Source organism: Pontibacter virosus, assembly GCF_003096355.1.
Taxonomy (GTDB): domain Bacteria; phylum Bacteroidota; class Bacteroidia; order Cytophagales; family Hymenobacteraceae; genus Pontibacter; species Pontibacter virosus.
Map to the genome: position 1 here is coordinate 43,169 of NZ_QEKI01000015.1, position 13,384 is coordinate 56,552.

Consider the following 13,384-nt stretch of genomic DNA (forward strand, 5'->3'; position numbering starts at 1 on the left):
TTTTAAAACCATGAAAAAGATACTACTTCTCGTAACAGCCATCATCTTGGCTGCAGCCACCGGTGCGTCTGCCAAAGACGGACAAACCATAGGCGAGCGACTCGGCCAGCAGGACACGATCGTTGTGAAAATGGCCAATGGCGCTAAAATGGTGCTATACCTGCAGAACATGGAGCAGCTCAAGGCTTTCGAAAATTATAGCCTCGACTCCCTGATGCGCGTTCTGAATAAGTACGTAGACCAGGTAGACCGTATGGACGGCGCTAACAAGGAACTGAAGTCGCAGGAAACGACGGTTGTGTTTGGCAAGGATGATGATAACCCTGAGACGGTCACCATTACCGTACAGGAGACTGATCAAGATGGTAAGGTAACGAAAGAAAAGCACCAGATCCGCATCAATAAAAACATCAAGATTGACGTAGAAATTGAAGAAAAGGACGGCAACACCAAAGTAGACGTAAATGTGCCGAACCGGGCCGAACGTGACAGCATACGCACCAGCGACGTGAAAAAGTCGTACAAGGCCACCCGTTTCAACTTTGACGTAGACCTGGGCCTTAACAATTTCCTGAATACGGAAAGCCAGCAAGTTCCTGACCTGAAGCCGCTCGGATCCCGCTACGTAAGCCTAAACTGGCACCTTAAATCGCAAATTGGGGGTCGCAAAAGCCCGCTACACCTGGTGTCAGGTTTGGAGTTCGCCTTCAACAACTATATGTTTGATCGCAACTTTGTCATCGAAGAGGATGTAGACGATGTGACTTTTTTCCGCCGCGAACCGGAAACCAATTACGATAAGTCTAAGCTGACGCATTCATCGGTAAATATTCCGCTTATGCCGATGCTGCAATTCAAGCGCCAGAACGGCAAGGAAGGATTTAAGATTGCAGCCGGCCCGTTTGTAGGCTATCGCCTGGGCGGGCATTCCAAGCTGAAGTATGAAGACAGCGGCAAGACCCAAAAAGAAAAAATACGCAGCAGCTACAACCTGAGTGATTTTCAGTATGGCCTGACCGGCGTGGTAGGCTACGGCAACCTGGACCTGTTTGTGAAATACAACATGAACGACCTGTTCAAAGACAATCGTGGCCCGGATGCCAACGTGATCAGCTTTGGTTTAAGACTACTTAATTAAGAATCTGTTTGTTAAGTGATTATACTGTTAACAGAAGAGGCCTCTAATCGGAGGTCTCTTCTGTTTTAGATAACTGCATGCCGCATAAAGTTGTCGATGATGATGGCCGTGGCCGTGGCTACGTTCAGCGACTCTGCCTTGCCGAATGCCGGGATCTTGATCAGGTGGTTTACCTCATTAGCGACTTCCGGGCGTATGCCGTTGGCTTCGTTTCCCATCACTACTACGCCGTGGGGCTGCAATTGCATGTGGTGCAGGTTCTCACCGTCCAGCGAGGCCCCGTAGATGGGGATACCCTCTGGAAGCTCGCGCAACCATTCCCCCAGGTTGAGGTAGTAGGCTTTAACACGGGTAAAGGAACCCATGGTAGCTGAAATGGTTTTGGGGTTGTAAAAGTCAGCACAGGTTTCGGAACATACGATCGTTTGAATACCGTACCAGTCCGCAATGCGAATGATGGTGCCCAGATTGCCCGGATCACGTATATCGTCGAGTGCGATCGTAAATTCACCGGGTTTGAACTGTAAATTGGGCAGTTGGCGCATGCGGGCCACAGCCAGTCCGGCATTATTAGTTGAAAAAGTACCCGCCTTTGTCAAATCCTGTTCCGTAACAAGTTCGTATCGTGTACCTTTGCTTAGCTGGTTACCGTGCTCCTGCAAAAATTCTTCGGTAATGAACAGGTGCTGTAGCTCAAAGTCTGAATGCAGCAACTCCAGTACACTTTTGGCACCCTCCACCACAAAGGCTTGGTGTTGGTTGCGGTATTTTTTTACTTGCAGGGCATTAACGTACTTTACAATTGCTTTCGACAACATAGAGCAGAGAATCGTTTGAGAACACGATGTTACATATTCGGGCTGGTAATTACAATTATTAGTTTTGCTGCCTGTGTGCCCACCAAAAATTTGGGCGAAAACGAGCAGCTCTTGTTAGGTATAGAACCCGAAGGGATAAACCATGTGAGTCAGACTGAGGTAGAGGCACTTTACCAACAGCAGCCAAACCGTACTTTCCTGGCCTCTACCCCCTATTTGGCCATTTATAATTTTGGGAAAAGATTTTACAGCCCTTCCCGCATCGACGAGCGCATTGAGGAGTTACGCAAAAAGCGCGCTACTAAAATAGCCGAAGTTGGTGGCGATTCTACCAAATCCCGCCGGATACAAGACCGTTTTGACCGCCGCATCGCCCGGCAGCAGGGCCGCAAGGAAGAAGGCAACCTACTGATGCAGATCGGTGAGCCCCCCGCCATCTATGACTCCCTGCTGATGGAGCGTACCCAGGATCAGGTGGAAATCTACATGAACACCAAAGGCTTTTTTAAAAATGAAGTGAGTTATGAAAAGCAGGTGAAGGGCAAAAAGGTATACATTACGCTCAACATTGCCGAAAACGAGCCTTACCGCTACAGCGAATTCGACTTCACGGTTCCTGATGACTCATTGCTTCATGTCGTAAAACGGTATCAGGATAGGTCGTTGCTTAAGGTCGGTGATGTATACGATGAACAAATTATCAGCGCTGAGCGTGATCGGTTGTATGAAATGATCCGCCACAACGGTTATTTTGATTTTGCACGCGCTTATATCGAGTTTGAGGTAGACACTAGTTTTGGAGAGAATACGGTGAGGGTGAACACCATTATCCAAAACCCCGAAGATCAGTCTTCCCATAAAGCATATACCATCCGGAATGTATATTTCAAAACAGATGCAGATCGCTTTGGGTTGGTAAGGGACACCCTGGAGTATAACAATGTGAAGTACCTGGCCTATGACCAGAAGTTCTCACCTAATATTCTGGACAAAAAGGTGTCCGTATACCCTGGCCAGCGCTACAGCCAGTTCAGGACTTCTCTCACACAAAGGCGCCTGGCGGAAATGGATGTATTTCAGTTCAACAACGTCCTCTACAGTAAGGTTACCAATTTAACAGACTCGTTGGCCGGTAACCAGCTCAATGCCTTTGTCAATGCCCTACCGTCCAAGAAGTTTCAGGAAACGACTGAATTGGGTCTGAACTACACGGAGCGTAGGCCGGGACCATTCTCGACTGTCCGTCTCAAAATACGGAATGTGTTTGGCGGGGCCGAGAACCTGGAGTTCGGTATAAGGGGAGGCCTGGAAGGGCAGTATAACATTTCTAACCCCGAGCAAACAGTGATGATACGGGAGCTCGGGGGGGATGCTGCGCTTACATTTCCCCTGTTTATTTTGCCTTTCGGAGGTAAAAACATACTGCAGGACTTCAATCCCCGCACACGTTTGTATGCTGGTTATACCAATGTGAACCGTTTAGAATTTCAGCGGTCAATATACGAGTCTTCTCTGGACTATATTTGGTACAAGTACCCTCGTCCGCTGCAAACGCCCACGGTGCAATATGTGTTCTCGCCCGTGAACGTGAACGTGATCCAGGTGGGGCGCATCGATACAACCTTCCAGAAAGACTTAAGAGAGCTGAGTGATCTGAGCCGCTCTTTTTTTGAAAGTTTTAGGAGTGGGTTTATTTCATTCATTGGCTTCAACCTGATTTATAACACCAACGATTTTATACAATCCCGCAACGCCAGGTATCTGCGTGTGCTTACCGAGGTGGGTGGACTCACTTCCAAGCTGGGCATTTTGCCGGAAATGGGCAATTTGCGACAATTTCAATACGCTAAAATCAACCCCGACTACCGACGCTACATCCCCTTGGGTGGGCAGCGGTACTTTGTCTACAGAGTAAACACAGGGGTGGGCGGTCCGCTTTTTGGCTCTACCGCTTTGCCTTACGACAAGTATTTTTTTGCAGGCGGCGCTTCGAGCGTGCGCGCCTGGACAGCCCGACGATTGGGGCCAGGTTCTTACCGTACGGTTGATGTAGATGGAGAACCAGTACAGCGTCCTTACATAGCAGAGCAGCCAGGCGAAGTACTACTGGAGGCCAGTGCCGAGTATCGTTTCAATATGGTCGGATTTTTGAACGGAGCGCTCTTTGTGGATGCTGGCAACGTATGGATGCTCAAGCCCGATAACCGCCCCGGCTCCGAGTTTCAGTTTAACCGCTTCTACAAAGAACTCGCTGTGGGTACCGGATTTGGCCTTCGTCTCAATTTCTCGGTCGTGATCCTGCGCTTTGACTTTGCCACACAGGTGTATGACCCGGCCGGCGATATCAACGGCAATAAGTTTGTGATTCGCGACTTCCGCTTCTCTGACTTTTTCCGCCAGACAGACCCCGCTGATCGACGGACTAACCTGAATATTGGCATCGGTTATCCTTTCTAAACTTTGGTACATAAAAAAGCCCCGTCAGTAATTGGCGGGGCTTTTTATTATCAGCTATACCTAATTTAGTAATTCAGCAACTCTTCCATGGCCGCTGCCACTTTATCAGGATTCGGCAGCATCATTTTCTCTAATTCTACATTCAAAGGAATAGCCGGCAGGTTGGCGGCACCCAAGGTATAGATAGGCGCATCCAACTGCTGGAAGCACTCTTTGGAGATGCGACCAGCCAATGATTCAGCAAATGAGTTCATCAACGGTTCCTCGGTCAGCACCAAAGCTTTGCCGTGGCGACGTACGGAAGCAACTACTGCTTCAAAATCCAGCGGGTTGAGCGTGCGAAGATCGAGGATCTCTACGCTGCCTTTGAATTGCCTGGAAGCTGTTTTAGCCCAGTACACACCCATACCGTAAGTGATCACAGTCATGCTATTACCCATGCGTACCTCTTCTTGGTCAGCGTATTGCACCACATTGGCCTTGCCGAGTGGCAGGATGTAGTTCTCGTCCGGTTCTACGGTTTTAGCGTCTTCCGTACCGGCTACTTTCGACCAGTAAAGGCCTTTGTGCTCGAGCATGATCACCGGGTTAGGATCAAGGAAAGCGGCTTTCATCAAACCTTTCATATCGGCTGCGTTGCTTGGGTACACTACTTTTATACCGCGTATGGTTAGCAGCGTAGATTCTATGCTTCCCGAGTGATACGGACCACCGCCGCCATAGGCGCCAATCGGAACCCGGATCAGCGACTGCACCGGGAATTTGCCCATGGACAGGTAGCAACTCTTGGAAAGCTCCTCCACAAGCTGGTTCATGCCCGGCCAGATGTAATCGGCAAACTGTATCTCAACAATGGCCTTGGCTCCAACGGCGGACATGCCTGCGGTAGAGCCCACAATATAAGCTTCCTGGATCGGGGTGTTGAACACGCGGGCGTCGCCGTATTTCTTGGCCAGCAAGGCTGCTTCTCGGAAAACACCGCCGAGTTCCCCTCCCACGTCCTGGCCATAGAATAGCGCCTCCGGGTAAGTGCGCAGGATATCGTCCACGGCATGCAGGGCGGCATCCACCATTATAGTCTTTTCAGCGCCGGATGGACTGCGCTCGCCTTTTTCTTCGGTAACTGGTGTCGGGGCGAATTCATGTTGGTCGAATGTAACAGGATCAGGTACAGGAGCATCCAGCGCACGCTGGTAGTCCTGCGCCACTGTTTTCTGTGCCTCATGTTCCAGCCACTGAATCTCCTCAGAGGTAACATCTGATTCAAGCAAAGCCTGGCGCAGTTTCGGGATCGGGTCGTTCACGCTGTGTTCCTGCAGGTTGTTTCCACGGTACCACTCACGACGCACACCAGAGGTATGGTGCCCCAGCAAGGGCACCTTGGCGTGCACCAGTATCGGTTTACGCACTTCCCGCGCATATTCAAATGCCACCCGCATGCCTTCGTATGACTCTGCAAAGTCAGAGCCATTCACGCGCAGACGTTCCATACCCTTAAAACCAGCCGCATACTCGTAGGCATCCATAGCCCGCATTTCCTTGCCCGTGGCCGAAATGCCCCAGTCGTTGTCCTGTACCAAGTATACGATCGGCAGATTCTTTAGCACTGCCATTTGAAATGCCTCTGCTACCTCGCCCTCGGTCACAGAGCCGTCACCCAGCGAGCAAAGCACCACAGGCTTCTCCTCTCCATTGGTTAGTCCCTGCGACTCGAAATAGGCGATGGCGTGTGCCATACCGGTGGCAGGTATAGCCTGCATACCGGTCGCTGAACTTTGGTGCGGAATGGTCGGGAATCCTTCACGACGCAGCGATGGGTGTCCGTAATAGGTGCGGCCGCCTGAAAAAGGGTCATCTGCTTTGGCCATTAGCTGCAGCATCAGTTCGTAGGGTTGCATGCCTATACCTAACAGCATGGAGTCGTCGCGGTAGTAGAGCGAGGCGTAGTCGTAGGGCTTTAGCTGAAGAGCCGTAGCCAGCTGAATCGCTTCGTGCCCACGCGAGGTGCTGTGGACGTACTTGCTGCAAATGGTTTTGTTTTCTTCGTAGGTGTCTGCCATGGTCTTGGCAGTTATCATGAGTCGGTAAGCCTTTTTAAGAATGCCCGTGTCAATCTTAAATGCCTCCATCAGTTCTTTAGACATAGGTTGCGCTTAGTTATTGCCCGAAGTTAAGCAAAAAAGCCCTTTTTCTGAAATCCTTACGAATGTTCGGTAGAGCGGGGTTTATTTGGTAATTTTGTGGGTACGTATCACGTATTTCGTATCACGTAGCACGACTTTTTTTATTGTCGAGGACTTCGTGATAAAGGACAAAAGAATATGGACACCAAGGTATAGCCGTTCCCTATAAGTCTTTTGTACTGTTTTAAATACTCCTTTGTCCCAATAAAGTCGTGCTACGTGATACGTGTGTCGTGATACCAATAATCAAAAAGGAGAAAAAATGTTCAGAGAAGAAGTTGAAGCTTTTATGCGGCAGTTCCAGTTAGACCTGGTACGCGACCTTGAAAATTGCGATGGTGGTGCCAAATTCCAGAAAGACGAGTGGCAGCACGAGCAGGGCGGTGGCGGTATTTCGCGCATCATCGAAAACGGCAACGTACTCGAAAAAGGCGGTGTCAACTTCTCGGCCGTGCAAGGCGAGCTTTCTCCCCAATTCCTGAAAATGCTGCAGATGCCGGACCCGAAGTTCTTTGCGACGGGCGTTTCGGTGGTGATGCACCCGCACAGCCCGATGGTGCCAATAACGCATATGAATGTGCGCTACTTCGAAGCCGGCAACGGCACGGCCTGGTTTGGCGGCGGCATCGACCTCACCCCAATCTATGTTGATTTGAAACAGGCACGGGAATTTCATGAAGCCATGAAAGCCGTGTGCGACAAGCACCATCCCTCTTATTACCCGGAGTTCAAAAAATGGGCGGATGACTACTTTTACAACGAGCACAGACAGGAAACACGCGGTGTGGGCGGTATCTTCTTCGACCGACTGATGGCGACTGATGAAATCAGTATGGAAGAGCGCTTTGCCTTCGTACGCGATGTGGCCTATGCTTTTGCGCCTTTCTATACTAAAATTATCAACGAGAACCGTAATCTGCCTTTCGGGGAGCGGGAGAAACAATGGCAACTCATCCGCCGTGGCCGTTACGTGGAGTTTAACCTAGTGTACGACCGCGGCACCAAGTTCGGGCTGGCTACTAACGGTCGCATCGAGTCTATATTGATGAGCTTACCGCTGCATGCCTCCTGGGTCTACAACCATAAGCCGGAACCGGGCGGACCAGAAGAAAAAACACTGGGCTACCTCAAGAAGGAAATCGACTGGATCAATATTGCGTAGTCCTGAACCAATGCAATTGGTATCAGTTTTTATTAAACTTTTAAGCGAATGCTGATTCGTCAGGCATCCTTTCAACTTCTGAATTTCTAAACATTAATTTACCGTTGCTCTTATATGCTGGAAAAACTGGAGAAACTGGACCAAGAACTGTTCCTATACCTGAACGAGCAGCAGAGTCCGTTCTGGGACGCGGTCATGGTTACGGTTTCTAATAAGTATTTCTGGATTCCTTTTTACCTCCTGTTGATCGGCTACATCATCTGGCGCTATAAACTGCAGAGCATCCCGATGTTGCTGATGGCGGTGGCAGGTATAGGATTGGCCGATTATGTGGCCTCAGGTATTTTTAAGCCATACTTTGCCCGTCTGCGCCCTTGCCACGATCCGGAAATTTCGGAGTTGGTGAATCTGGTGCGCGGCTGCGGTGGTAGGTTCGGCTTTCTCTCCTCCCACGCCTCAACGGGTTTTGCGTTGGCCGTGTTCTTTAACTTAATCCTGGGCGACCGCTACCTGATCTTCAAGATCGTGCTGGTGATCTGGGCCGTGGTCGTATCCTATAGCCGTATCTACCTGGGTGTACATTATCCGGGTGATATTGTTGGGGGTGCTTTGGTTGGTACAGGTACCGCTATGCTGGCGGTTGTGGGCTACCGCTTGTGGCTGCGAAAATATACCCGCTTTCAGCACAAACCTTTGGCATAATGCGCTGTTTCTGTCGTATTGTTAGAACAGCTGATTTCCGGACTTGCAACTACGACATTTCTTATATCTGTTTCTGCCGCTCATACTTCTGCCCGTGCTGCCCGCATGGGCACAGGACAGCTTTTTGCTGCGCGGTCAGGTGCTCGACGCTAACACAGCTGAAGCGTTGGCTGGCGCTTCCATCAGTTTGAAGGAACGTCCCTCTATCGGCACCGTTTCGGAGCCTGACGGCAGGTATAGCCTGAGCGCTCCACCCGGAAGCTATACCTTGGTTATCCGTTACATAGGTTACGAGAACCAGGAAACGCCGCTGCAGCTCTTCAGCAACGAAACACTCGATCTGCGACTAGCCCCAGCCTCCTACAGCACCCGCGAGGTAGAAGTGATCGGCACACGCCTTAAGCCCATCACCCAAACCGCGACTATGGGAGAGCTTGATATCCCGATGCAATCGGTGAAGACGCTGCCCGTGTTATTTGGGGAAACGGACATTATGAAAACGGTACAGTTGATGCCGGGTATACAATCCGGCGGGGAAGGCAACACAGGCTTTTATGTGCGCGGCGGCGGATCCGATCAGAACCTGATTCTGCTCGATCAGACGGTGGTCTACAACCCGGGACACCTGCTCAATTTCTTCTCGGTCTTTAACAGCGATGCAATCAGCAATGCTACCATGATCAAAGGCAACATGCCTGCCCGATATGGCGGACGCCTCTCATCGGTGCTGGATGTGGAGTTGCGCGAAGGCAGTGCAGACAGCCTGCAGGCAGAAGGCGGTATCGGATTGATCGCCTCCCGTCTGACGGTACAAGGACCTATGATAAGAGACAAGGCTGCGTTCATCTTCTCCGCCCGTCGCACCTATGTGGATGTTCTGTTCGAACCATTTCTGAAAAACACTGAGCAAGGCGGTGTGCCGTACTATTTCTACGATTTCAACGGGAAAGTTTCTTATACACTATCGTCCAGGGACAAGCTATACCTGAGCGGCTATTACGGCAAAGATGTGGGCACGCTCACCTTATCATCCGGCCGCTTCGAGGCTGATTTCCAATGGGGCAATGCCGCTGCCACAGCACGCTGGAATCACCGGTTTTCGGACAGGCACTCGGTGGATGTTTCAGGTATACTAAGCAACTACGCGTTTGATTTCACCTGGGATTTCGGGGACATTACGACTTCAGTAGAAACCGGTATCCGGGATTACACAGCCAAGGCAGATTTTGTCTATACTCCTTCAGCGCAGCATCATCTGGAATATGGCATGCAGTACACGCACCATACCTTGCGCCCCCGCACAGGCAGCGCCGAAACAGCCGAGGGAGATGTGTTCTCTACCGATCGGATCCTCTCTAAGACAGCCCATCAGGCAGCAATCTATATGTCCGATGACTGGAATGTGACGGATCGGCTTTTGCTGAGCCTAGGTATACGGGGTAGTTATTTTGCACAAACGGGCCCTTTCACTTTTTATGAATTCGACCAAAACCAACGGGCTATCGATTCGGTAGCGTATGCCGAAGGAGAGCGGGTTAAAACCTTCCAGGCACTGGAGCCACGGGTATCAGCACGCTATACCTTGAATGCTGCATCGTCTGTCAAGGCCAGTTATACCCGATCGGCGCAGTACCTGCACTTGGTTTCCAATGCCTACACCACCTTACCGCTTGATGTGTGGGTGCCGAGCTCGGCAATCGTGGAGCCGCAACGGGCGACCCAATATGCTATTGGGTACTTTCAGAGCTTCAACCAGAACATGTACGAAGGTTCCGTAGAACTCTATTTTAAAACCATGGAAAACCAGCTAGAATACCGCGAAGGTTTTGTGGCTGGTCCGAGCAACCGTGATCTGGAATATGAATTTGTGCGGGGCAGCGGTGAATCGTATGGGGCAGAGTTCTTTCTGCGCAAGAATTATGGTGAACTGCAGGGCTGGCTCGGCTATACCTTGTCGCGGACCGACCGCACGTTTCCCGACATTAACCAGGTTCGCACCTTCCCCGCCCGCTTCGACCGCCGGCATGATGTGTCCTTAGTGGCCACTTATACCTACAATCCGCGCTGGACTTTTGGTGGCAGTTTTGTCTACGGAACCGGCCAAGCGACCACCATGCCTGAGCGCCGCTATCTAATTGAGGGGACTGTCAATTACCAGTACGGGGATCGCAACAGCTTCCGGATGCAGCCTTTTCACCGCCTTGACCTGTCGGCCACTTTGGAGGGAAAGACACAGCGTAGGCTACAATCCAGCTGGACATTTGCGATCTACAACGTGTATGGGCGCCGAAACCCGTTTCTGTATTTCATCGACAGCGACGGCACGCCCTACAGCACAGATACAAAAATACAGGCCAAAAAGGTGTCGCTGATCCCTTTTCCTCTGCCATCCGTCACCTGGAATTTTAAATGGTAAAACGATGCGACTGAGCTATATTCTGGTACTGTTATTACTTTGGTCTCTAACTTCCTGTGAAGAGAACTTAACTATCGATATTCCTGCCGGCGAGGAGCAACTGGTGGTGGAAGGGCACATTGAACAGGGGGCTCCACCGGTGTTGGTACTCACACGCAGCAGACCGGTTTTCGCGGGCTTATCTCCTGCCGATATGGAGGATAGTTTCGTGCACGGGGCACAGGTGGTCGTGTCGAGCGGTGGGGAAAGTTATACCTTAAAAGAGGTGCCAGCCGCTGCCTTTTGGCCGGAATTGCGGCGGGTGGTTTCAGAGCAGTATGCTATACCTGAAGTGCTACTGACCAGCAAAAGCAATTTTATTTTCTATGTTTATACCACCGAAGAGCTTCAGGGGGAAGTAGGCAAAAGCTACCAATTGCGGATCAGCCATGAGGGGCGTGTACTGACTTCCTCAACGACTATCCCCAACCTGAACCCGTTGCAGGAGCTTTTTCTGCAACCCCACCCCGACCCAAGTCAGGACAGTCTGTTTACGCTCTTTTACCGCTACCAGGACCCTGACACGCTGGGAAACAGTGTGCGTTATTTTACAAAGCGTAACAGCGAACCATTCTATCCGGGCTATTTTGCTTCCGTTTTCAACGATGAGCTGATCAACGGCGTGCAAAATTTGAGTTTCCCGCTGGACCGAGGCGAACCCCGCGGTCAGGATGTGGATTTAGATACCTATAGTTATTTTGGTAAGGGCGACACCATCATAGTGCGCTGGGCAGCGGTTGACATAGAGCATTACCGCTTCTGGTATACCCTGGAAAACGAACGGAACAACAATGGCAGTCCCATCGGCTCACCTAATACCACAAGGTCAAACATCAACGGAGGGTTGGGCGTTTGGGGTGGCTATGGGGTGACTTACCATCGGATTGTGGTGAAGTGACGTTTAAGCTTTCCCTAACAACCTCGCCACATACTTCCCAATAATATCAAACTCCAGGTTAACAGTTGAACCCGGCTTTACCTGATGCAGATTGGTATGCTCGTAGGTATAAGGGATGATCGCCACAGAAAAACGGTCTTCTTTTGAGTTGAATACTGTCAAACTGATGCCGTTCACCGTCACAGACCCCTTCTCCACGGTTACGTTGCCTAATGAAGAATCGTAGCGGAAAGTAAAAACCCAGCTACCGTTCTGATCTTCCACTGATTCGCATACTGCGACTTGGTCCACGTGACCCTGCACGATGTGTCCGTCGAAGCGGCCGTTGGCGCTCATGCAGCGCTCCAGGTTTACTTTATCGCCAACCTTCAGGCTGTTCAAATTCGTTTTTTGCAGGGTTTCGTCGATAGCTGTAACGGTATAGCCGGCATCCGTGATGTTCACTACCGTCAGGCAAATGCCGTTGTGGGCCACACTCTGGTCGATCTGCAGCTCGTGTGTGAAAGAGGCCGACAGCGTGAAGTGCTTGTTGGTGCCCTCTTCCCGAATGGCCTGCACCTGGCCCATGCCTTCTATTATACCTGTGAACATGATTTTCTGATTTGTTAACTGAATACAAAATTAACCATGATTTCGCTCAAATGCACGGTTACGTCCTGTTATTCCGTTTGCAGGGAAGATTAAATTACGATCCGGTTAGGTAACTGTGGGCAGGTATGCTTATTTTCGCAATACACGAGTTTCAGGCGGAGTTCAGACAAGGTATAGCGGGATCCCTATACCTGAAATTGCTCAGCTTGATTTTTTACATTTTACAAATTCAGAGGGAAATGCAGACAGATTTGTACAAGCATAAAGGCATGCGCCGCGCCTTGGTAAAGCAGTTGAGAGACAAAGGCATACGCGATGAACGGGTGTTGGCTGCAATCGAGACGGTACCCCGGCACTTCTTCTTTGAGAAAGCCTTTCTCGAGCAAGCCTATCAGGACAAAGCCTTCCCGATTGGCGAGGGCCAGACCATCTCGCAACCCTATACCGTGGCCTTCCAAACGGAGCTTTTGAGACTGCAGCCAACTGACAAAGTGCTGGAGATCGGAACTGGTTCGGGTTACCAATGCTGTGTACTGCTGCAGATCACGCCCAAGGTATACACCATCGAATACAATAAGCCGCTCTACGACAAGGCGGTGAAGTTTTTCAGAACCTACGGATTATTTCCGCATACTTTCCACGGTGATGGATCCCTGGGGCTGCCAGCACACGCGCCTTTTGATAAGATCATCGTAACAGCCGGTGCGCCAGGTATACCGAAAACGTTGGTAAGTCAGCTGAACATAGGCGGTATACTGGTGATTCCTGTCGGGGGGGAATCAAGTCAGAAGATGCTGCGTATTACGCGCACCAGCGAAAATGAATTTTCTCAGGAAGCATTCACTGACTTTAAATTCGTGCCATTACTCGGTAAGTCCGGCTGGGACAAGCCTTCTTTTTAAGGTATAGCAAACGATCTTAATTTATAGCCGGCTTTTTGTTTGAGCGCCCGTGCCCTATCTTTGCGGCAGAATTTATAG

At 50.5% G+C, this 13,384-nt stretch carries 10 protein-coding genes; 7 read left to right on the forward strand and 3 right to left on the reverse strand.

Features of this window, described 5'->3' with window-relative positions; all coding sequences use genetic code 11:
* Positions 1-10: 10 nt before the first annotated feature.
* A complete protein-coding gene (locus tag C8E01_RS17525; RefSeq protein WP_116544762.1) occupies positions 11-1,138 on the forward strand; it encodes an outer membrane beta-barrel protein in 1,128 nt (375 codons plus the stop codon).
* Between the two features lie 65 nt (positions 1,139-1,203).
* Here C8E01_RS17525 and C8E01_RS17530 read toward each other — a convergent pair whose 3' ends face one another.
* Positions 1,204-1,956, reverse strand: a complete 753-nt coding sequence (locus C8E01_RS17530; RefSeq protein ID WP_116544763.1) for a TrmH family RNA methyltransferase — start codon at positions 1,954-1,956, stop codon at positions 1,204-1,206.
* A gap of 15 nt (positions 1,957-1,971) precedes the next feature.
* Here C8E01_RS17530 and tamL point away from each other — a divergent pair, with 15 nt between their 5' ends.
* Positions 1,972-4,413, forward strand: a complete 2,442-nt coding sequence (tamL, locus tag C8E01_RS17535) for a translocation and assembly module lipoprotein TamL (RefSeq protein WP_165820678.1) — start codon at positions 1,972-1,974, stop codon at positions 4,411-4,413.
* Between the two features lie 65 nt (positions 4,414-4,478).
* On the opposite strand, the gene C8E01_RS17540 is transcribed toward tamL, so the two are convergent.
* Complete coding sequence (locus tag C8E01_RS17540; protein WP_116544765.1) at positions 4,479-6,557, reverse strand: alpha-ketoacid dehydrogenase subunit alpha/beta; 2,079 nt, start codon at positions 6,555-6,557, stop codon at positions 4,479-4,481.
* 301 nt (positions 6,558-6,858) lie between these two features.
* Between C8E01_RS17540 and hemF the strand changes: the two genes are divergently transcribed.
* The 4 genes from hemF to C8E01_RS17560 all read left to right on the forward strand — a co-directional run bounded on the left by hemF (position 6,859) and on the right by C8E01_RS17560 (position 11,813).
* Positions 6,859-7,758 carry an oxygen-dependent coproporphyrinogen oxidase gene (gene hemF / locus C8E01_RS17545; RefSeq protein ID WP_116544766.1) on the forward strand — a complete coding sequence of 300 codons (900 nt, stop codon included), beginning with the start codon at positions 6,859-6,861 and terminating at the stop codon, positions 7,756-7,758.
* 114 nt (positions 7,759-7,872) lie between these two features.
* A complete protein-coding gene (locus C8E01_RS17550; RefSeq protein ID WP_116544767.1) occupies positions 7,873-8,460 on the forward strand; it encodes a phosphatase PAP2 family protein in 588 nt (195 codons plus the stop codon).
* A 43-nt stretch (positions 8,461-8,503) separates the two neighbouring features.
* On the forward strand, positions 8,504-10,876 hold the full coding sequence (locus C8E01_RS17555; RefSeq protein ID WP_116544768.1) for a TonB-dependent receptor: 2,373 nt from the start codon (positions 8,504-8,506) through the stop codon (positions 10,874-10,876).
* A 4-nt stretch (positions 10,877-10,880) separates the two neighbouring features.
* Positions 10,881-11,813, forward strand: coding sequence for a DUF4249 family protein (locus tag C8E01_RS17560; RefSeq protein WP_116544769.1), 933 nt, complete (start codon positions 10,881-10,883; stop codon positions 11,811-11,813).
* A gap of 3 nt (positions 11,814-11,816) precedes the next feature.
* Here the strand turns inward: C8E01_RS17560 and C8E01_RS17565 are convergent, their stop codons facing one another.
* Positions 11,817-12,404, reverse strand: a complete 588-nt coding sequence (locus C8E01_RS17565) for a riboflavin synthase (protein ID WP_116544770.1) — start codon at positions 12,402-12,404, stop codon at positions 11,817-11,819.
* Positions 12,405-12,643: 239 nt separating this feature from the next.
* Here C8E01_RS17565 and C8E01_RS17570 point away from each other — a divergent pair, with 239 nt between their 5' ends.
* On the forward strand, positions 12,644-13,306 hold the full coding sequence (locus C8E01_RS17570; RefSeq protein ID WP_207774912.1) for a protein-L-isoaspartate(D-aspartate) O-methyltransferase: 663 nt from the start codon (positions 12,644-12,646) through the stop codon (positions 13,304-13,306).
* The last annotated feature ends 78 nt before the right edge of the window (positions 13,307-13,384 follow it).